This is a genomic window from Paenibacillus sp. PastF-3 (assembly GCF_029893135.1).
Lineage (GTDB): Bacteria > Bacillota > Bacilli > Paenibacillales > Paenibacillaceae > Paenibacillus_AQ > Paenibacillus_AQ nitricinens.
Window position 1 is genome coordinate 57,393 of the sequence record NZ_JARXWM010000017.1, and the last position, 20,003, is coordinate 77,395.

At 40.2% G+C, this 20,003-nt stretch carries 24 protein-coding genes and 1 pseudogene; 6 read left to right on the plus strand and 19 right to left on the minus strand.

What is annotated here, in order from left to right; all coding sequences use genetic code 11:
- Window positions 1–41 precede the first annotated feature (41 nt).
- The 7 genes from M2444_RS26080 to M2444_RS26110 all read right to left on the minus strand — a co-directional run bounded on the left by M2444_RS26080 (window position 42) and on the right by M2444_RS26110 (window position 10,085).
- On the minus strand, window positions 42–1,532 hold the full coding sequence (locus M2444_RS26080) for an MDR family MFS transporter (RefSeq protein ID WP_094870420.1): 1,491 nt from the start codon (window positions 1,530–1,532) through the stop codon (window positions 42–44).
- Window positions 1,533–1,549: 17 nt separating this feature from the next.
- Window positions 1,550–2,152: a TetR/AcrR family transcriptional regulator gene (locus M2444_RS26085; RefSeq protein WP_094870421.1), complete on the minus strand. Its 603-nt coding sequence runs from the start codon at window positions 2,150–2,152 to the stop codon at window positions 1,550–1,552.
- Window positions 2,153–2,363: 211 nt separating this feature from the next.
- On the minus strand, window positions 2,364–3,272 hold the full coding sequence (locus M2444_RS26090) for a carbohydrate ABC transporter permease (protein WP_373455854.1): 909 nt from the start codon (window positions 3,270–3,272) through the stop codon (window positions 2,364–2,366).
- 22 nt (window positions 3,273–3,294) lie between these two features.
- Window positions 3,295–4,185 carry an ABC transporter permease gene (locus tag M2444_RS26095; protein ID WP_256990701.1) on the minus strand — a complete coding sequence of 297 codons (891 nt, stop codon included), beginning with the start codon at window positions 4,183–4,185 and terminating at the stop codon, window positions 3,295–3,297.
- Window positions 4,186–4,307: 122 nt separating this feature from the next.
- Window positions 4,308–5,954, minus strand: coding sequence for an extracellular solute-binding protein (locus M2444_RS26100; RefSeq protein ID WP_094878772.1), 1,647 nt, complete (start codon window positions 5,952–5,954; stop codon window positions 4,308–4,310).
- Window positions 5,955–6,173: 219 nt separating this feature from the next.
- Window positions 6,174–7,793, minus strand: coding sequence for an extracellular solute-binding protein (locus M2444_RS26105; RefSeq protein ID WP_280788389.1), 1,620 nt, complete (start codon window positions 7,791–7,793; stop codon window positions 6,174–6,176).
- A gap of 45 nt (window positions 7,794–7,838) precedes the next feature.
- Window positions 7,839–10,085 carry a helix-turn-helix domain-containing protein gene (locus M2444_RS26110; protein WP_179281602.1) on the minus strand — a complete coding sequence of 749 codons (2,247 nt, stop codon included), beginning with the start codon at window positions 10,083–10,085 and terminating at the stop codon, window positions 7,839–7,841.
- Between the two features lie 567 nt (window positions 10,086–10,652).
- Between M2444_RS26110 and M2444_RS26115 the strand changes: the two are divergent.
- Window positions 10,653–10,838: pseudogene (locus tag M2444_RS26115) on the plus strand (SpoVR family protein); the annotation flags it as partial.
- A gap of 85 nt (window positions 10,839–10,923) precedes the next feature.
- Here the strand turns inward: M2444_RS26115 and M2444_RS26120 are convergent.
- The gene (locus M2444_RS26120; RefSeq protein WP_280788391.1) at window positions 10,924–11,169 is read right to left on the minus strand and encodes a hypothetical protein; all 246 of its coding nucleotides are present in this window, start codon (window positions 11,167–11,169) and stop codon (window positions 10,924–10,926) included.
- A 258-nt stretch (window positions 11,170–11,427) separates the two neighbouring features.
- Here M2444_RS26120 and M2444_RS26125 point away from each other — a divergent pair, with 258 nt between their 5' ends.
- Window positions 11,428–11,643 carry a helix-turn-helix domain-containing protein gene (locus tag M2444_RS26125; protein ID WP_280788392.1) on the plus strand — a complete coding sequence of 72 codons (216 nt, stop codon included), beginning with the start codon at window positions 11,428–11,430 and terminating at the stop codon, window positions 11,641–11,643.
- 238 nt (window positions 11,644–11,881) lie between these two features.
- Here M2444_RS26125 and M2444_RS26130 read toward each other — a convergent pair whose 3' ends face one another.
- The 4 genes from M2444_RS26130 to M2444_RS26140 are packed head-to-tail and all read right to left on the minus strand — an operon-like array spanning window position 11,882 to window position 13,943.
- A complete protein-coding gene (locus M2444_RS26130; RefSeq protein ID WP_280788393.1) occupies window positions 11,882–12,622 on the minus strand; it encodes a hypothetical protein in 741 nt (246 codons plus the stop codon).
- A 5-nt stretch (window positions 12,623–12,627) separates the two neighbouring features.
- Window positions 12,628–12,753, minus strand: coding sequence for a hypothetical protein (locus tag M2444_RS26135; RefSeq protein ID WP_256989822.1), 126 nt, complete (start codon window positions 12,751–12,753; stop codon window positions 12,628–12,630).
- Between the two features lies 1 nt (window position 12,754).
- Window positions 12,755–13,282 (minus strand): accessory gene regulator B family protein, encoded by a 528-nt coding sequence (locus tag M2444_RS33655; protein WP_481857537.1) that lies wholly within the window; start codon window positions 13,280–13,282, stop codon window positions 12,755–12,757.
- Complete coding sequence (locus M2444_RS26140) at window positions 13,230–13,943, minus strand: hypothetical protein (protein WP_280788394.1); 714 nt, start codon at window positions 13,941–13,943, stop codon at window positions 13,230–13,232. The genes M2444_RS33655 and M2444_RS26140 overlap by 53 nt, the downstream gene beginning before the upstream one ends.
- 319 nt (window positions 13,944–14,262) lie before the next feature.
- Here M2444_RS26140 and M2444_RS26145 point away from each other — a divergent pair, with 319 nt between their 5' ends.
- Both M2444_RS26145 and M2444_RS26150 read left to right on the plus strand, forming a co-directional pair.
- Window positions 14,263–14,472, plus strand: a complete 210-nt coding sequence (locus M2444_RS26145; protein ID WP_280788395.1) for a helix-turn-helix domain-containing protein — start codon at window positions 14,263–14,265, stop codon at window positions 14,470–14,472.
- A gap of 2 nt (window positions 14,473–14,474) precedes the next feature.
- Window positions 14,475–14,744 carry a hypothetical protein gene (locus tag M2444_RS26150; RefSeq protein ID WP_280788396.1) on the plus strand — a complete coding sequence of 90 codons (270 nt, stop codon included), beginning with the start codon at window positions 14,475–14,477 and terminating at the stop codon, window positions 14,742–14,744.
- Between the two features lie 42 nt (window positions 14,745–14,786).
- Here M2444_RS26150 and M2444_RS26155 read toward each other — a convergent pair whose 3' ends face one another.
- Genes M2444_RS26155 through M2444_RS26170 form a run of 4 tightly spaced genes read right to left on the minus strand, consistent with a single transcriptional unit; the run spans window position 14,787 to window position 18,111 of the window.
- A complete protein-coding gene (locus M2444_RS26155; protein ID WP_280788397.1) occupies window positions 14,787–17,156 on the minus strand; it encodes a type IV secretory system conjugative DNA transfer family protein in 2,370 nt (789 codons plus the stop codon).
- Window positions 17,157–17,160: 4 nt separating this feature from the next.
- Window positions 17,161–17,394 carry a hypothetical protein gene (locus M2444_RS26160; protein WP_280788398.1) on the minus strand — a complete coding sequence of 78 codons (234 nt, stop codon included), beginning with the start codon at window positions 17,392–17,394 and terminating at the stop codon, window positions 17,161–17,163.
- 1 nt (window position 17,395) lies between these two features.
- Window positions 17,396–17,821: a hypothetical protein gene (locus tag M2444_RS26165; RefSeq protein ID WP_280788399.1), complete on the minus strand. Its 426-nt coding sequence runs from the start codon at window positions 17,819–17,821 to the stop codon at window positions 17,396–17,398.
- 5 nt (window positions 17,822–17,826) lie between these two features.
- Window positions 17,827–18,111: a hypothetical protein gene (locus M2444_RS26170; protein WP_280788400.1), complete on the minus strand. Its 285-nt coding sequence runs from the start codon at window positions 18,109–18,111 to the stop codon at window positions 17,827–17,829.
- A 126-nt stretch (window positions 18,112–18,237) separates the two neighbouring features.
- On the opposite strand from M2444_RS26170, the gene M2444_RS26175 reads away from it, so the two are divergent.
- Window positions 18,238–18,471, plus strand: a complete 234-nt coding sequence (locus tag M2444_RS26175) for a helix-turn-helix domain-containing protein (protein ID WP_481857538.1) — start codon at window positions 18,238–18,240, stop codon at window positions 18,469–18,471.
- A 151-nt stretch (window positions 18,472–18,622) separates the two neighbouring features.
- On the opposite strand, the gene M2444_RS26180 is transcribed toward M2444_RS26175, so the two are convergent.
- The 3 genes from M2444_RS26180 to M2444_RS26190 are packed head-to-tail and all read right to left on the minus strand — an operon-like array spanning window position 18,623 to window position 19,615.
- Entirely contained in the window at window positions 18,623–18,958 is a 336-nt protein-coding gene (locus tag M2444_RS26180; protein ID WP_280788402.1) for a YolD-like family protein, read from the minus strand.
- An 11-nt stretch (window positions 18,959–18,969) separates the two neighbouring features.
- Window positions 18,970–19,278: a hypothetical protein gene (locus M2444_RS26185; protein ID WP_280788403.1), complete on the minus strand. Its 309-nt coding sequence runs from the start codon at window positions 19,276–19,278 to the stop codon at window positions 18,970–18,972.
- Complete coding sequence (locus M2444_RS26190; protein WP_280788404.1) at window positions 19,268–19,615, minus strand: LexA family protein; 348 nt, start codon at window positions 19,613–19,615, stop codon at window positions 19,268–19,270. The genes M2444_RS26185 and M2444_RS26190 overlap by 11 nt, the downstream gene beginning before the upstream one ends.
- 37 nt (window positions 19,616–19,652) lie before the next feature.
- Between M2444_RS26190 and M2444_RS26195 the strand changes: the two genes are divergently transcribed.
- Window positions 19,653–19,880 carry a hypothetical protein gene (locus M2444_RS26195; protein ID WP_280788405.1) on the plus strand — a complete coding sequence of 76 codons (228 nt, stop codon included), beginning with the start codon at window positions 19,653–19,655 and terminating at the stop codon, window positions 19,878–19,880.
- The last annotated feature ends 123 nt before the right edge of the window (window positions 19,881–20,003 follow it).

Consider the following 20,003-nt stretch of genomic DNA (forward strand, 5'->3'; position numbering starts at 1 on the left):
ACACTTTAGACAAAGTGACCTTCTTGAGGGTCTTTATAAGATTAGTGACCCATCATCATCGCTGGATCTACCTCTTCACTGATTTTTTCAATTTGCTGCATCTTCGGCTTGCGAAGAATTAGCGACATAACGATACCAACACTTACGATACAAGCGGTCAGGAAAAATGTATCTCCAAATCCAGCTACTAAGGCCGTTTGTGGATCGCCTGTTTTTCCGATTGTCGCCATGTGAGTATTAATATGAGATGTCAGATAAGCTGTAAGACCTGTTACTGCAAACGACACGACAACCTGTTGAGCTGCTGAGGTCAACGGCGTCACACGGCTAACCAAATCACGTGGAGCTGAGTTTAATACATGTGTATTGAGTGGCATCATGGTTGACCCCATACCTAACCCCATCACACACACCGCGACAATAACCATCCAAATCGGTGTATCCACATTTACCGTCGAGAGTATAAACATCGCAGCGGCGATAACACTCAACCCACAGAATGCTAATGGACGAGCTCCAATTTTATCAAACAACCGACCACTAATCGGCATCATCAGACCCGCGCACAACGCTTGCGGCATCACGATCCAACCGGTATGAAGTGCGGTATAACCTTTAATATTCTGTAAATACAAAGGAATCATCAGTGTAGCTCCGAACAATGCCATCTGTACGATCCAAGTAAGAATAATCCCACGTGTGAAATCAGATGATTTAAACACCTTCAGTTCGAGCAATGGATACTTCTGTCTAAGCTCCACTATAATGAACAAGATTAATGCGATACCACCGATGGTTAAGCCTGTAATCGCACCGGTTGAAGACCAATCTGTTCCCCCTTCGCTCACACCATAAGCAAGCATAGCGAACGCGATTGGCGCAAGACACATCCCGAGAATATCAAGATGTGTTGACTTCTGAGGCTCAGTCTTCGGTAAATATTTCTTACCCAGAATAAAGGCCAAGATGCCAATTGGCAAATTGATAATGAAGATCCAGTGCCAGCTCACATAATCGACAAGATAACCGGAAATTACAGGACCAAAAGCTGGTGCCATCAACATTGGAATCCCAAGAACACCCATAATAGAACCGCGACGTTCAGGTGGAGCTAATTTGAATACCATCGCCATTCCGATCGGTGCAACCATACCGCCGCCTAGACCTTGAATAATACGGAATAAAATCAGTTGCTCGGGTGATTGTGCTAAGCCGCATAGAAGTGACCCTAAAGTGAACATCACAATCGTTATAAGGAAAATTCGCTTTGCGCCAAATTTATCTGTCATCCACCCGGCAAGTGGAATGACTGCGGATAGTGCTAATGTGTACCCCGTTATTGCCCATTGAATCGTCTTTAGATCTGTATTGAAATATTCCACTAATTTGGGAATTGCATTATTAACAACTGTACTATCCAGAATAACCATAATCATACCAACGATAATCGCAAGCAGAGGTGGCAGAATAGCTTTTAGGGAGAATGTGTCGCCTTCCTGCGTAAGGGGTTTTGTTGCAGCATTTGATGTCATTGTGATACCTCTGCTTTCTAAATTTTGACTGAATATTTGTGAAAATAATGCTCGAAAAACAAGTCGATGCTCTCCTCAATCGATAAAGGGATATCGAGTAGAGACGATTGAATGCGATCGTTCGGCTGACATTTAGCAGCAGGATTAACTTTGGTGAACGGTGACATAATGGCAGCAAACATATGCTGTGTCATCAACAATAAAGTCTTTGGATCTGTTATACCTGTCACTTCTGTCATGACTGCTCTTAATTTTTCGAACCCTTGTTGCTTCATAAAATGTACATATTCGGCCACCGATTCAAACAATGGATCATGGCCAAGAATTCGCTTAAGCAAATCAGGATAGTCTTGAAGAAATGAAGCGTACGTCAAAATGAATTGTTTCAACCGTTCGATTGGCGGATGCTCCACAACATCAAATATGTCAAACGCTGAGCGGAATGTTTCCAGAATCATCTTCATTGCTTCATGAATAAGCTTTTCTTTCGACCCGAAATAATAATTAATCAGCGCTACATTAGTGCCCGCTTCACTAGCAATTTTCCGAATGGTGACACTATCAATCCCTTCAGACTTAATCAATTGCAATGTGGCGTCCAAAATCTTCTCCTTCGTCATATAACTCTCCTCAACTCTACATACATTTAAACAGCGTTTAAAACAATGATTAATATACCTTGAAAACTTAATACGCGTCAATGGAAATTTCAGAAAATACCCCCACTGTTTTCAACAAAGACGGAATCATGCGATGCAGGGCTTAAATCTGAAGAACAAAAATAACCGGCCGAGAATATATCTCGCCGGCTGATTGTGTTTGTTTGTTCTCCTAGCCCTTTATCGAACCGATCATAACACCTTTTTCAAAATATTTCTGAATAAACGGATACACAATGAGAATCGGTAAAGTAGATACAATAATAACTCCATACTTAACCTGGTCAGCAAATTGCTGAGCATATCCGCCTGCACTGCCGCCCGAGCCTCCGCCTTGGGAGAAAACCTGGTTGGATAATAGAATATCACGCAGAATGATTTGTAACGGCTGCAGGTCATTAGAATGAATATAGATAAGCCCAGTAAAGAAATCATTCCAATGTGCTACCAGATAATACAGCGCAATGACCGATATGACGGACTTAGATAAAGGAATCGCAATATAGAAGAAAAATTTAAAATGAGTACATCCATCCAATGCTGCAGATTCATAAATTTCTTTAGGCAGTGAAGCTTCAAAGAACGTGCGTGCGATGATGAGATTAAACACATTCACTGCAAAGGGAATAATAAAAACCCACATCGAATTGGTCAAGGATAAATCCTTCATCAGGATATATGTTGGAATTAGTCCACCATTAAAGAACAATGTGAAGACGAAGAAAAACATCAGTAATCGGCGTGCACGGAACTCTTGTCTGGATAGTGCATACGCTGCAGGAATTGTAAGAAGCAGATTAAACAGTGTTCCCAAAACTGTATAAATAACGGTATTCTTGTACCCTATCCAAATACGCATATCCTGAAAAATTTGCTCGTAGCCAAAGAAACTGACTCCTCTGGGAAATAGAGTAACCTTGCCTGTGGAAACCAGTGTCTGGTCACTGACAGAAGCAATAATCACAAAGTACAAGGGATAAGCGACGATCAGGAAAATTAGAACACATAAGATAATGATCAAAATATCAAATAGAATCTCACCCGTGCTGCGCTTGTGAATAGTTGTCGCCTGCATAAGCATCACCTTTCGATGTTCTTTCCATTTACCAGAGGCTAATATCTGAGTTGCGTTTGGAAATCCAGTTCATGGTAACCAAAAAGAAAAAATTGATGACGGTATTAAATAATCCGATAGCTGACGAATAACTGAATTGATTGGAAAGAATACCAATTTTATAAACATAGGTGGAAATGACCTCTGATACGGGAAGGTTCAATGAATTCTGCATCAAGAATACCTTCTCGAATCCGGTTCCCAGTACATTCCCCATACTCAGAATAAATAATATGATGATTGTCGGAACCAAGGCAGGGATATCGATATGCAGAATCATCTTCCATTTGTTTGCTCCGTCAATCTTGGCAGCATCATAGAGACTTGGACTCACTGTTGATAATGCGGCCAGATAAATAATACTATTCCATCCAGCATGCTGCCAAATATCCGAAATCACAAACACCGGGACGAATGAATTCGTGGAGGCGAGCAAATTAATGTCTGCATCGCCAAGCTTGGAGATCAGTTGACCAAGGATTCCTGTATTCGGTGACAGGAGAACATTCAGCAATCCAACCATAACTACAATTGAGATAAAATGAGGCATATATACGATGGTCTGCAGCAGCTTCTTAGTGCGGAACCATTTCACCTGATTCAGTATAAGCGCTAGTATGATCGGTGCCGGAAATCCAAGAACGATTGTTGTGATGCTGATAATCACAGTATTTCTCATCAAATCCCAAAACTGATAGTTATTGATGAATTGTGAGAAATAATGCAGACCGCGCCAGGCCCCGCCTGCCAATCCACGCGAGAAATCATAATCCCTGAAGGCAAGCTGAATTCCATACATTGGAATATAGTTAAAGATGATAACTACAACGATCGCCGGAATAATCATAATCCATAATTGATAGTCGCGTTTAAGCTCCATTAGATTTCTTCTATGTTTATTGGGAGTTATTGAGGACATCATAAGCCTCCTTAATAAGGAGACAGCTTCTCTTCATCCTGTAAAGAAAAGCCGTCTCCAGATGTTCTATAAATCTTTACAGCTTATTTCTTACTTTTGTAATCATCATAGTATTTCTGCATAGTGGACAAGTTGTTATCCAGCCCCATCTGCTTAATGTTACTCACATAGGAGTCCCATTCCTTGGTAACTCCCCCTTTGGTAACCCACTGCGAGAACTTAGACATCGCCAGATTAATCATATTCGTATTCACTAACACCATGGCATTGTTGTCTTCCGGGTTATATTTAATGAACATGCTTGGTAAAATATCGTTATCCTTGTCAATCCCACTGAGGACCGCCTGCAGGGGTTCTGTCTGTTTGCCAACAGATTGCATATCAGTTCCAAGTGTCAGCTTCAATGAATCAGAGATAAAGGTAGGTCCATTATCCGCCCAGGTTGATGTCCACTTCCATGTGCCTGGGTCCATTTGGCTGTCAGCAGGTGGCAGGACCGCGTAGCTTCCATCTCCATTATCTTTAATGTTCGTACCAAGTGAACCGAATAGTACCTGCATACTAACTGTAGGATTATACAGCTCATTAATAAATTTCATTGCCGCTTCTTTATTCTTGGACTTAGCAGACATGACGACCATATTACCGCCGAAATTCAGTGAGTAGCCGTCATAGTCATAGGACTGCTTAATCGTTGAATCTGCCGAGACTTTAAGCGGAGCGATCGACTCATATTGTGGAGCCAAGGTGTTGCCGAAGCGGTCCGTTACTTCCCAGCCCCATGAAAAGCCAACCTTCGCTTTGTCCCCGCTGCCGCGCGCAACCGATTGGAATTTGGAATAATCCTGCGTGAAGGCTTCCGGGTTAATTAAGCCAGCCTGCCAGCACTTATTCATGAATTCCACGAACTGCTTGTATCGATCATCCACAAAGTAATTTTTAATCTGGCCACCCTCAGTGAAATATCCCTGACCACTACTATCCGTTAATGTAATACCTAAACTGCCAAGCAATATTTGTGGCTGAAAATAACCAAATCCAGTCGTCCCCACCGGAGCGAAATCCATAGGAATTTCATCATTTACATCACCATCTCCATTGGCATCCTTCTCTTTGAACGCCAGGAGCACATTATATAATTCATCCCAATTAGTCGGTTCCTTGAGACCTAAATTGTCTAGCCATTGTTTATTGATATATTGCCGGCTTACCGTATCCGGCCAGAATCGTTGATATTTCGGTAAACCGTATATTTTGCCATCCAGCTGTGTAGCAATTAATTTGGTCTCCGGCTTTTCTGTAAACATCTGTTGAATGTTAGGGCCGCCTGTTGAAATGAGCTCGGTTAAATCCTGAAACAGTCCGGTGAACTGGGCAAAATCAGCATCCGTGATCACATTCGGTCCTATAAGGATATCCGGAATATCTCCTCCGGCTAACAAAGCGCCTTTTTTCTGATCCCAGTCCGCTGAAATTTCTTGCCACTCAATATCTACCCCCACTTGCTCCTCAACCTTGGCCAACCATTCCATTTTGGCGAACTCTTGCGTAAGAGGATGCTTCAGCATGATCCCTTTTAGTTTGACTGTACCGGTTGTAGAATTCGTGGACGAACTTGAATTAGAAGAAGAGGCACCCTCATTACTCCCGCCTCCACACCCCGCAAGAATTGTTCCAAATAGGCTAAGTGCTAATACGGGCTTCATTACCTTTGACAAATATCCCCTCATACAACGAACCTCCCTTTTTGGTTTAACGCGCACGTTCAAGCTGTGAGGCGAGCAATTGGAATATAATTTATTGCTTCTTGCTGCTCGCGCTTTACATGACGGCCACATCGCAACTTTAACCCGGGGTTGAGGCGGTTGTATACGAACAAGAATTTAAGTATTCGCAATATTTGAAAGCGTTAACAACTTTATGATTTCGCGTGTTTTTTGAATTCGTTTTCAATTATTGTTGACGTTCAAATTTGGTTGAGCATAATAATCCTCATACCCCTGTTGATATATTCTGTACAGTACTGGCAGTCCCATTTGTTTCAGCTGATTAATATACTGATCCCATTCTTTATCTATAGTTGAATTCATAATCCATTCCGCAAATTTCTCATCGACCAGTTTAAATATATCTGATTTCGCCAAGGCCATTTCATTAAGCGCCTCTGACGAAAATTTAATCATCGGATAGATGTCCACTGGTTTAGGTTCATAAGCTTTATAGATGCTGTCCAATTCTCTTCGTATCGTTACCGCAGGAGGAACAATCGTTTTGTTCTCCAATGATTGCGAAAAGTAAAGCGGACCATTATCCACGAGAGCATTCGTCCATTGCTGTGTATCCTGATCACCTTCTGGAGCGGGTACTATGGTATATATGCCGCCAGGTTCCTTAGCCACATAATCAGGCATGGAGCCGTAATAGCCTTGGATCGAATTTTCCTCAGAGTAGAATTGATCAATCCATTGAATGGTCTCAACAGGATGCGGATTAGCTGTTGTCATGCTAAACAGATTGGTTGTTATTCTTACGCGAGAAGGACTCATTGGCCATAATGGCGCCACATTACTACTGCTGCGCAGCGGTGGCAAAGCCACATATTCATCGGCCCATTTACCAACGCGATCTGTTAATGACCAGCCGAAGGTCACACCAACCGTTGCCACATCATCTTGTTGCGCACTTGCTTTCATTCCTGAATAATCTTGCGTGAACACGTCAGGGTTGATCAGCTTTTCCTTCCAGAGCTCTGCCAGGTAAGAGACTAAGCTCTTATATTCATCACTCTCGAACAAAAATCGGATCTGCCCTTTCGTCACTCCGATCATCTCCTCGGTGAAATTATCTGTCACTCCATAAGCCCCTAGTAAACTGGTCACACTAAATAGACCTCTGCTCCCCAGACTTCCTCCAGCACCTGCCCACCAGTCCATTCCAAGCTCATCCTGCTTCCCGTTGCCATTGGGATCTCCATTGCGAAAGGCGGTTAATACCTCGCGCAATTCTTCCAGCGTAGTCGGTTCTGTCAGTCCAAGCTTATCCAGCCATTTCTTATTAATCATCAAGACATTATAGCTATCTGTATTAATCGGTCTTACACCGGGAAGAGAATACATCTTCCCATCCGGAAATGTACTCACCCGCTTGGTTTCGGGAACTTCTTCAAACATTCTCTTGATATTCGGGGCATATTTATCGATATATTCACTAAGGTCTACGAATTTATCTTTATTCGCGATGATATCCTGATCGGTCAATCCAGCCAAAAAAGCATCAGGCAATTCTCCGCTTGTCAGAGCAGTGCTTTTCGCTTCTTCCCATCCGTTACGTTTCTGCATCCAGTTCACATGAATTTTTGCATCAGAAGCGATGCGATTCAAATAAGGAATATCCTGAAGATTCTTGGATAGCTGATGTGTAGGTGTCATCACGCTAATCTGTACCCTGTCTAGCGGCTCTACATTGCGCTCTGTAGTATGTTCAGACTCATTATTCGCACTGCATCCCTGGAGCAGTATAATCACCGGTAGCATACATACACATATAACCCATCGTCTCATTCCTCGCATATTGAATCCCCCCGTAGCTTATATCTGCAATAGACAAGAAGATATTCACTTGTTAAACAATCTGAATTGCCCAGGTGTGACTCCTACATGTTTTTTGAAGGCGCGAATAAAGCTGGAAGGGTTAGTGTAGCCTACCCTGCCTGCAATCCAATCAATAGTTTCATCGGAATGAATAAGCAGCTGCTTCGAATGATTGATTCGGCGCCCATCCATAAAGTCTTTAAAGTTCTGTCCGGCGTTCTTCTTGAAATAGTGGCTAAAATTCGACACCGACATCCCAAAGTGATCGGCAATAGCTTGTAGTGAGAAGTTGATATCGAACTGATTCTCTTGAATATATTTAAGCACTTCATCCAATGTAGCCGCCTTAGAGGAAGTATGCGTACTAGCCATCAATTCACATAATATATCCGCACTTTTCTCTAAAATCTCAGTGATCTGGGCTACCGTAATACGATTGTGAAACGATGTAATCCCAAGCTGCTCCATATTCTCCTGATGCTTTAAACGAATCAGATTGTTTAATATAATGGTCGAGATATTTACAAATACAGCCCGAATCATATAGGGAGGCGTTCGATCATGTTGTAGAAACTCAATGAGTCGTTGAACTGTTTTCTGCACTTCGGTGACATCACCCGTCATGATGAACAATTCCAGCGATTGAATCGTTTCAGCCGGATAAGGTACAGGCTCATTCCGCTGCTGCATCAGATCATGAAAGGACAGGATGGAATCTTCATTCTTGATGCGTAAATGTTCGACTGTTCTAAGCGCATTAATATAAGATGCATGAAATTCGCCTGGGTTATCAACGGTATTTCCTATTCCGATCACAAGCTTAGCGCCGGTAACCAATTCAATCTCAGCCTGCAGCTTCATGAACATCTCCCGTAATGCTTGCTCCGCTGTGTGTGTGGAAATAAATAGAATATCATCATTATGAATACTCCGAATAAAATACCCTTCCATTGCGTCCTCGGGCTGTAATTTAACGCTCTTCACAATTTCAAATACTTGCTCGATATCTCCAATCACATTGATGACCACAGTCGTGCATTTCGCATACGTAAAGGTGATGCCATAGGACTTTGCCTCAAGCAGCATGTCTTGAAGTGAAGAGTACTGTCCACTTATGATTTCATACAGAATATTATCACGTAACTTCGGAACGATACTTTGGACATTCCGGTCTAATTGCTCTTTTGACTGAAACAGGTTCTGGATCGTGGAGCGTATAATATCAAACTCATTGCCGCCACTTTCCGTGTTGCCTTTAAATGCATGCCTGGAGAATTGGACAAGGGACTTAATCGGGGCATAATTATTACGGATGGATAAATAGATGATAATAATCTCAGTAAGCAGGATGGATATAACGAGAATAATTGTGTTGCGCTGCGTTTCCTTCGTCTCCATTAGTACCGATTCCAGCGGATTCATGCTTATGTATTTCCAGCCATTCTGCTTGGAAACGGTCTGGGAGGCAATATAAGCATCTCCGTCATAATCCATTTCACCGCCTGATGGTGATGCTTGCAGCTGCTGAATAAATTGCTTGAAATTCGCCTCATGCAAATCATCACGATGGTTGAGTGAAAAGATAGGGGTGTTATGTTGATCAAGAATGATGAAATCTCCTGTATAGCTATTAGACACTGACTTCATCATTCGCTCGATCGTATCATGCCTGATCATATAGATGACGCAGCCTTCGGATTGGTCGACACCTAGAGGAAGAGGAATCATCACCGTAATCATCTTAACGCGTCCTTCGCCAAGAATGGCAACATCCTCTGAAGGGCGAACTTGAATAGAGTTGATTACATTGATCTCTTGGTTGAACTGCTCTTGACTCCAAGACGTATATACATAACCATTCTTAGGATTCATAAAGCGCTCCAACTCATAGATATACCCTGTACTTGAGAACAGATACCCACTTTGTTTGATATATAAGAAAGTATCATTCAAGAGGGTATCTGTTGTTTTGTATTTCTTCATCTCATTAGCCACGACGTATCGCTGGTATGCATCATTTTTTAATAAGGATAATTTGATTTCAGGATTAGCTACAATCGAAGTGGGGAGAGAATAGATTGGCCGCATAAACAGATCCATACTGCTGGCTACTTGCTCGGTAATATGTGTATTCCAGTCCAATATTTTATTCTTCACAATTGAATTGGAATATGGATAGTAATAAAAGATAATAACAGAAAGCGGCAGCAACAAGACAATAATATATGAAAGTAGAAATTTCCATAAAATATTTATTTTAAATTTACGCATTTTTACCTCCATAATCATAATCACTGAGGAGTACCACTGGGATGTGCAGCTATACTATGTTCATCTGCTCCTTCCTGTATCTCAACATCGTCAACCGAGGATTTCCAATCTTATCACTCCCACTTGTTAAATTTAGGCTGAATAAGGAATGCTCCAAACAAGATTTATGTTTTTGTTAATCATTTAACAAATCTACATATGAATACGGTTACATCGCTAAATTAGCACATGCATTGGCGATTGTAAATACCGAAACGGTATTCATATAAACTTATTTATATTTAATTAAATTAAATCTGCAATGCTGTAGCTTTCATGTTGAGAAATTCACACTGGAGAATGGATTGCTTAACAAGAAGCTACTTATCTTGATGGAGTGATATTCTCCCGACATTCAAAAGTCTTTGTGCCATAGGGACAACGAGGAAGAGTCGTCATATTGCCCTTCCCCTACCCATATATATAATATGAACTACATTGATCGACCCATCTATATGAAGCCAAACCCCATTTCGTGAGGGTTTATTCAGGTTGGATCTACAGAATTATAGGAGGGAGCACAGAATCATGCCAAGCGAAGAAATTAATGCGTTGGAGCGGGCGATTGCTGAAATTACTGAAATAGCTACTGGCTTCGGCTTGGATTTTTATCCCATGCGTTATGAAATATGCCCAGCAGATATTATTTATACATTCGGCGCTTATGGAATGCCAACACGATTTGGTCACTGGAGCTTCGGAAAGACAATCAACAATAATAATGAAAAAGCGATAACCCTTATACACCAATGATTTAAGCTCAGTCGCGCCCACTTAAAGGAGCGACTGAGCTTATTTTTCAGGACTTTATAATCAACATCTCCATCACACCTTTTTTGTAGCTTTCTTCAACCGTCTCTTGCGTGTGAGAAATAAAGATATCCCCTAATTCCATAATTATTTCGGGTGGAATGTTAACTTTTGTTCGCAGAAGATCCATGAATGCTATGTATCCATTTTCTTTTTCACTCACAAGTATATCGTCACTTATTTCCGACACTCTTTTATCTATACTAGGTTCAAGCCACAAAAATATGTTCTCCATGTTGTATCTCTCCCTATTCTGTAATAGCTAACTTAAGTGACTAACGTTAATTATGCCATATGCAGTGCAGTAAACATCTTGTCAATATAAATTCGCCGTATAAACACTGTAATCAAATGTAGATAAATGTGGTAAAGTAAATATAGAGTTTTTATTAATTAGTTTCTCTCAAGGACTTACCCTACCCGGTAAGTCCTTGTTCCATTTTTTATGATATAATTCTTTACGTAATCACTCCTAACCAAAGGAGATAGAACTGTGGTTAAAGTCTCCAGAGGGAGATGTCTACTTCAGGACTGGTTAGATCTAAAAGGAATGTCTCAGGCTGAATTATCCAGAAGAACTGGTTACGCCGCTAGGATGATATCCTTTTATTGTTCGGGATCTAGACCAATGAGTACTAGTGCGATGTACATTATATCGAGAGTACTCGGCATTCATATGGAATATTTATATGAATGGAAAATGAAGTAGGTTGCGGCAAACGCCGCCCCTCTCGGATATTTTCGGTACCTATAAGTACCGAAAAAGAATACTAATCACCTCACTTCTTATACATCATTAGTTATTCTTCATAACTATTGTAACATTACCACAATGTGTAATATGTCGAATAATATCGAAACTTTATGCGTGATCCTAGTACGGATTTTTCTTGACTTTTACAGTAATGTATGAACAAAAAAAGATCCTAACTAGCATAACTATCTAGTTAGGATCTTTTTTTCAATAGAGGTAACAGATATTCCGCTCTATTTCTTGCTATTGGTGATGTAAATTCAGTACCTCTAAACCTTACGGTATACCCGAACATATCTTTGTCTACCTGATCAATTAAATCCAGATTTATAATATTACCATTGTATGCCGGATAAAAGTAAGGAATAGCATCTTTGCACTTCTGAAGGGTTAAGCCTACAGTATAAACACCTGTTTTAGTGTAGAAACGCGGAACATTATAATTTTTCTTCGGCTCCCACATATCTATGTAAAACACATCGCTAACAGATATAAATTCTCCCTCACCCAACGTATTTAAGTTCAGTATAGGTGCTACCAAAATAGATCTGGTATCCAGTTTCCTTCTTTTCGCTTGTTCAACGATATCATCCAAACTCGACACGGTTTTAATATTAATACCTGTACTCAATTCAGAGTTTCTAAAATATGCTATCCCGCCGTAACTTCCGGTCTTAAAACGACTAACATTCCTTATATTCACCAGATTATTTCCATCGAGAGAACAGAAATCCGGAAAAGCAGCTACGCATTCTTCCATAGTCGTCAAGATGGTAAATGAACCATTTATTGTATGGAACAATGGTGTGTTGTAGTTGCTTTTCGGTTTCCACATTTCTACGCTCATGATATCTTTTTCCGAAAAATGGTGTTGAGAGTTTCCTCTACCATTACCGACTGCGACACCAACAACTAAACGATTATGATGATCCATAAAAACTACTCACTTTTACGCAGTTCTTTAGGAACCGGCATTGCTCCGACAATTGTCTTTCTGCCTTTAGCAGCCTTTAACGCAAAATCAGTTGTCAGTTTAGACAAAATGCGTGCTGTAGATTTCTTCAATTCACACACCCCCTTTCCTAGGGTATATAGGCAGTATCAAAATAGCTTGAACAAAGAAAGAGATTGTTACTATTGAATTCGAAAAACACAGGCTGACTATCACTATTGCAATAGAAGTTAATTTTGACCAATGTTCATTGAATCCGACCGCATTTATATCCTCATAATCATTCGGGGCGTACATCCACATTATGACTAGTGAAATTAATCCTATGGAATATTGAACTGGTTGACTAATTTCAGCCAAAGGTATGAGTCCTGCAGCTAGACCCGTTACGAGAGAACATAGAGTGATTGGAAGGTGAACCCCCCCTGAAAACTTCCGAAGTGCCATAAATGATAGAAGTGCTATCATCGAACTCAATACGTTACTAAAAATATAACCGAAGATTACTGTGGAAATGATACCGAAATAGAGATTAAGTTTGATTCCAATACCATATTCTAATACTTCAACTGACCCTGGACCTTGTGGATCAGCCGACTTTATTTTTATCGCTATATGCCTCGATAGCTTTTCTAATATCATCTTTATCACTCCGACCTGAAAAGTAAAATGAAATTATAAAGGAAATTGCTGCAATTATTAGTAATCCTAATGGATTGGAACTGTATAAAAGAAGCACTGTGACAGAAACAGTTAACAATGAAACTATACTTCCTAAAAGGAGCATCACATTTCTTCTCGTAAGATAGTTTTCTTTTGAAAAAAAATCATGTGGTGGTTTTATAATAAAGGAGAACCCAAAATTGAACTTACTCAACAAGATAGATAGCAACAGTGTAATTGCAATACATGATGTCTGGAAAAAATATAGGTAAAGACCGTTGTTTTCACTTAGAATACCAACATGAATCAGATCCATCCAATCATAAACATAAAAGATGGTCATTTGAATTATCGCGTATGCACATATACCTGCCCCAGCAATGAAAGATGCAATATGTGTCTTTACCTGCATTCCAAATCTTAAAAATAAAACAAACAAAATATATTGTGACGGTAAGTCAATCTTAGGAACATTCAAAAGCATTCGCATTAAATATGAAAAAAGGGCAATGAATATTGCAAATGAGATAATTTTAAAACGATATTCTTTAACTGGTAGCATATAAAGTTTCAAAATTAAAAGTACCGCAGCTGTAGCATCGAAAATACCTAGTAAAATATAAGTTAATGTATCCAACATAGATAAACACCGCCTGAGTTAGTATGTTATACATGATTTATTATAAAGGAGATCTTTTAAAGAAATAGTAGTTTTTCACATTCAGGCGGTTACGTTATTGATTGCATATACTTGCTTCTTCCCTCCCATCTATAGATTTCTAAAATCCTTTTCCCTCCCACATATCCCCGTCGGTATAATTACAATAACCAAATATCGTTATATGGTTATTCTGTTACATTCAATATACACTTTACCTTTTTTATTGTCAACATAAATAACGATATTGCGTTATTTATGTTTTGGTGGTAATTTATTATATAAAGGAGGTTTGCCCTAAATGATCCACATAAGACTGCAAAATATCATTGACGCACGAGGAATAACGCAGAAGGAACTATCTGAAATAACAAAACTTAGACCGACAACTATAAGCGAATTATGTAATAACATCAGAACTTCTATTAACCGGGAACATCTTGAAAAGGTTATGGTGGCACTTGGAATTAAAGATATCGCTGAGATCATTGAATATAAGGAGGAACGATAATTGTGGAAAAGACAATTGAAGAGTGGAAACACTGTTTAATGACAGAAAGCCTTAAGTATGCTCCGAAAGATGCTGATCAACTCGGTGCGCGCATGTGTGTCGAGATTGGGATGCTAATTCAAGCGAATAAAATGGGCAAGTCAGATTTTTCTGAGACAGAGCTTCTTGGAGAAATTGAAAAAATGTATGAAGCCTACTATTTTCTTCAGCCTGTTTATTTCGGGGTACATGATTGCCCAGAGTTATGGTTTGCAAAGAAAGATAAAGAATAGAAATGAGAATCCCCCGTCAGTATAATCACCGACGGGGTTTAATTATTGTATGGGCTTAGGTAGACTAGTGATAAATCTGGCATAACCATTTTTATTCTTAAGAAGGTTCAAACTACGAAAACGTGGAAGTCGTAGAAGATCCTCTAGTTCAAATGGTGATAGTTCATCCTTCAGCTCATTGAAGTTTTTCTTATCGCATCCACTTATGAGCATATATGAAGCATTAGCACTTCTAAGCTCTTCACGGATATATTTTAGTTGGTTTAAATAATGACAACTAATAATGGGCTTAGCTGCAAACTTTGCAAGACGGCTGAGCTTTTCGGTCAAGAACTTTTCTGTATTCTGAACCTGATACAATTCATCGAACACGATATTTACTTTTGTAAGCTTATTACGATCTGGGATATGTTGCCCACGTACCTGGAGAGCCAGCCAAAGTTTTGTAATCCAATACGTTGTGTATACATCCCGTTCACCGTCAGTACTAAACATGGTTTCTGGCATCCGAATTGTAATCAGTTGGTTCTTTTGTAGCTCCTTGGCTAGATCGATATTGCCAGCCGTTGATTTTTTAAGCATCATCTCCATGTAAGTATTAGCTTTAAGTTTATTTAAACGATCAATTACACCAGTGATAAGATGTTCTTTTGTTCCGATCAGTTGCGAAATTGATGTAGTTACCCCATCCTCTTTAAGCTTTATATCCTTGTACTCATCTAGTTCACAAAGGCTGTTGATATACTCAGAAAGGTTTTCTTGCTGTTGTCTCGGGACTTTATCAATAAATGTATGACGCGCCACATGGTCCTGTAGGACGCTGAATACATCCCGTATACTTCCTGTAGACACAAAGACTACAAGGGATGCACTGGTTAGGTATCGCTCCATCTTGGCGCTGAGGCGCGTATCATCAGAGTTAATACTATTGATCAGTGTCATAAGCTGCGTAGTCTGCTTTTTTGCATTGTCATATTGGATAAATGGATCAGTACTAGTGCCCACCTCGTTATATCCCAATCCCTGTATTGTTTTTACATCACCGCAGTTAATTGTAAGAGTTTGATTTCCCGGAAATGAAGCAGCTACTTCTGAACTCAATTCACAGTTTTTAATATAATCAAAAATGACTACGCATTCGCCAGCTGCAATTGCGTCTTTACTCATGTTTCCGATCAATGCCGATTTCCCGGCGCGTGTTGGCCCGATCAAAACAAGAGTTAAATTTTTATACTCACTGTCATTACTGATATAAGCCGCCTGTTCTTTACCTCTATACAAATTGGTACCAATCCGAATAGCCCCCTGCTGCAGATCCTCAGGAACCTCGGTTTCTTGTGTTTCGACCTTATCTATAAAATCATATCGTTCCAAAATGTCACGCCCAGCTAGTGCTATAAAATTCTGTAGTTCTTCTTCACCCACCTTATTTACCGCAGCTCCACGAAAATAAAAATCATTATATCTAGGTTTACTCCTGAGTAATCGAGAAGTAAGCTCGTTGTCTCCACTAACAACATCGAAGCTATGCGTAAGACTTCGCCCATTATTCCTCTGACGTAACCCATCTGAGCTCTCACTCATTACTATTATTTGTGTATTAAGTATTGTTGCTGTTTCCTTTTGTTCTGTGCTAGAGCTAGTTTTTCCGCCCCCATTCAGACGAAGTAGGAGCCCATCAAACGTATTCTCTCGCGCAGCCTTACGTTCACCCCCTATCAGCTCGCTAACCTCACCAGCGATGCCAGCGAGCATAGATACTGCCATCCGTAGTAAGTACCCAATCCCTACCTTATTACGATCTACTGGCATCCCTCTTCGAACTTTATCAATTGTTGCCTTATATGTGCTACGCCAGCTAAATTGAGAGGTCGGCATAAGGTTAAATAGTATTCCTGCTCGATCTCCATCCTCTAACGCTTCAATAACATTTAGTGATGAGTTTAGCCAGTCATTATTTCTCCGATCCACAGTGAGACTAAGAGCATCTTCTTTCTTATAACTCAAATGATACTTTGCAGTTCCAGATTCAAACTTAGGAAGTTCAAAAACTTCCTCGATCGTAACACCTTGCCAAGAATCGCCCATCTTTTCTTTCATCAACCCTAAATGCTGCCGAGGAATAATAAAGTAAAACTCTACTTTTTGTTTTTCTAGATAAATAAAGTACCCGACCTTAGCTGGCAAGGAGTACGACATTGAAACAGGAACAGATAATCGTTGACCTAGCACATGTATAACCCGTTCATCTTCCATCCGGATTGACTCAAAAACATTCTTATATAGGCACCCTATAACCCGAGCCAGCTTGTGAGTGTTATTATTTCGAATACTATTACTGGGCTTCAGCCGCAAGTACACATATTCAGGTTTGATTATTCGCAGGACTTCTCTAAACTTGATTGCCTTCATACGATCACCCCACTAGATACTTAATTAGCGTGTAACCAACAACTAACAAACTGGTCCATCGTTTCCCCTTTTCCCAACCAGCCACGTATAAAATAATAGATAAGCCTCCACCAACCAGTGCAATAGAGTACGATAGATCTACTGCTACATCCTTTAATCCACTAAGAGCCCCTATTACAATCTCCTTCACTGCTTCCCGTGAGTGCTCCTTTAGCCCATCTATAAAAGGATTCATCATCTCACGCTCCCATATCAGCAAACACAACATCTACCTGCTTTAATCCCCAAGGCAGCGCCCATAGAACAACGTATACAAGTAAATATCCCAAGAAGTTTTTCTTAGCAGATTGAACATCTCCTTGAATAGCACTCTGTATTGTATCGATACCGCCTTTCATGATGATTATCCATTTTCCAACGTTGAGTAGTTTCTTATACAACTTGTCTGCTACTGCATCTATACCGGTTGCAGCGTGAGACGTTCCTGGTAAACCTATAAGCAGAAGCAAAGTTATTCCCGCAACCTTGATCAGTGTCTCTTTTTTCATAACGGATTTGGTGATCTTTTCACGGATTTCATCCAAATCAATGAATATGAAAGACTCCTTCAATTGTTTTTTCTCAATGAAAAATTCACCCCAACTTACTGTTTGCAACTTCGACATGTTAATCATCTCCTATTAGGGATGTATACAGCAGGTTTACTTGTTACTGGCTTGCCTTTAGTCTCTGCAGTTAACCATGGCAATGCTCGATCAGACACAACCAGAGGCCTATCAGGTACAACCAATGGCCGTTCAGTAACCGTTGCGCTTTTAGTAGTCCTAATCCCTAGCATCAAACGCAATCCATCTCTAGACAAGCTGCTCACAGTTTTCTTATCCATGTCTTTTACAGCCTCTTTTATATCTGCGTCGAGATCCTTCCGAAGTCGAAATGTAATTGGATCGTTCATCTTGTTTACCTCCTGTAAACGTTGGTATACAAGAGCATACTGAACACTGCTTGGTCAATATTCGCAAAAAATTGTGAAAGATTCGTATAAATTTGCGAAGCTTGGACAAAATAAACCATAAAGGGAGTGATTCTTTTGTGGGGTTTAGGTAAAAAAAGGAGTCCGTTAGGAAAGTGGTTGGACAGAACGGGTTATAATCAAGAGGATTTAGTTAGGCTGTCAAAAGTAAGCCGAAATACAATCAGTAAGTCATGTTCAGATAAGGATTACATTCCATCACCTGCCGTTATGAAGAAAATATTAAAGGCCCTTCGAGAGGTTGATTCCTCTGTCCGGGCCGATCAATTTTGGGATTTGTAGACTTTTTGTATACTTTCCCTATTTGGTCATGCTCTTAACTTTCGCTTCCGCTTCCTTGCGGCTTGCCGCTGCGGTTCTCAGCTGAAAGTTTATTTTTACTATATACCTATGTATAAATGGGGCTAACTATGCCCCCTAATAAGTCGCATTACTAGACCTCAGCATTAATAATATCCGCTAACTTTATCCAGTCCAAATCATCGCCATGACGGAACTTAATCTGTTTAAGCTGCTGATCTACTCTCATGACTATTCCATGGATGGATATGTCCTCATATTCCCCAAATACTGTAAGTGTAACCGGACTACAATCTTCTAGCGATTGAGCTAAAACCTGTGATATCTCAGCTATCGCTTGAGAATCTAAATCAGGCTTGTTACGTACCACCTCCATTAGTGAATCATTAAGTATGCGTTGTTTATGCTCTGGCATAATCATCCGACTTCCCTCCCAAAGTCCATTACCTTCAAGTTTTTTTCTAGCCATATAAAGTCCTCCTAATACATCGTCCAGTAATCAGTGTTACTTCCGTCCATGCCCCAATGTATCTCATGTGTCGCTGTCTCAACTCTTTTGAATCGCGGGTCTGCCCTTTCCCAACCTTCAATTATTATCGCCATCTCAGGCGGCGTGTTTGAATTCCACTCAATATAGTTTTCCTCAACTAACTCCTTTAGAGCTGCTTTAATCGGTACCGGCATGCGACCACTTAGCCGCTCTAACTCCGGTAAACTTGGCATATGAGCGTGATGATTTGCTGAGTGAGTCATAATCATAAGTAATTTCCGCGCAGTATCACTTAACATGCCTTATCACTCTCAATGCCCTTGGAGAACTCTCCTTACGCTCAATAAATCCTTTTTCCTCCAGCACCTGTATATACCTGAAGGCTGTAGATTTAGAAGATAGCCCCATCTCATCCGCAATCTCTTGTACAGTCGGTGAATATTTTAAACGGTCATATAAATTATTAATTGCATTCAGAGCATCGTTTTCTCTTTTAGTTAATTCACTAATGCTGATCAGCTCCTTAAAGAAATTTAAAATCAACCCACAGAAAATAAGAACATTTGTTTGTATTATATACCCAATGCTCAATATTTGGCAATGGAAAAAGATTGCAGAGGTCGCTTCTTTGGTCATGATAATTTATACTGATCTAAAAACATAGAGGTGTCTTATGGATAAGAAGCTTAAACAAAGTTTGAAGGTCGCAGCCGTGAGACGTGAATTAATTGTTATATGGCTCTTAAGTGGGGAGAAGATAAAGGGAATCGCGGAAGTGGCTACCGACCCAGAGCGAGTGAAGATCAATGCGATTGATGGGCCAGTATGGGTACAAATAAATGATGTGGAGAGTATTTCGCGCGTGGTACGACTGAGGGTGGAAGGTGAAACAGATAAATAAAATACCCCGCCGACCAATTAAGGTTGATGGGGTATTTGCTGATTCTTTCCGACTACGCTGATCGGCGCTTCCGATGTAATTCAAAATTATTGTGGGTGGGTAAATTTATAAATATTAAATAAA